2 protein-coding genes are annotated in these 407 nt (G+C 59.0%); one reads left to right on the top strand and one right to left on the bottom strand.

Annotation, left to right across the window (positions count from 1 at the left end):
• Window positions 1-125 (top strand): glycerophosphodiester phosphodiesterase family protein (locus IL252_RS17440; RefSeq protein ID WP_279634296.1); only part of this gene is annotated, 125 nt, incomplete at its 5' end.
• 49 nt (window positions 126-174) lie between these two features.
• Here the strand turns inward: IL252_RS17440 and IL252_RS17445 are convergent.
• The coding region (locus IL252_RS17445; RefSeq protein WP_208629073.1) for an HAD hydrolase-like protein at window positions 175-407 on the bottom strand (233 nt) is incomplete at its 5' end.

The raw sequence follows: 407 nt of genomic DNA on the forward strand, positions 1-407 counted from the left end.
AGACCGCACACGAGGAAGGTCGGAAGGTAATCCCGTACACGATAACGACCTGGCATCAGGCGGAGAAACTGGTCGAGGCCGGTGTCGACGGAATCATCGCTGACTACCCCGGAGTGCTCGACTGAGCTCTGGGTATCGAGACCCCTGGAAACAGTTACTCCCCTGTTTCCGGACCTACTGTCCGTTTTCTACGATAGCTGCCAGTTCTGAAAGGTCGGTCACGACGTGGTCCGCGCTCACGTCACTCTCCTCTAAGTCCGCCGTACTGGTAACGCCAGTTAGCGGCAGTACCGTCTCCATCCCGGCCTGGTTCCCCATTCTGATGTCTGTCCCGAGGCGATCACCGATCATGAGACAGCGCTCCGGCTCGCCACCGAGCCGTTCCAGCGCCATCTGAAGGATTACGT

Origin of the sequence: Halomicrobium sp. IBSBa, assembly GCF_017612575.1 — an archaeon.
In the GTDB taxonomy this organism is placed as follows: Archaea; Halobacteriota; Halobacteria; order Halobacteriales; family Haloarculaceae; genus Halomicrobium.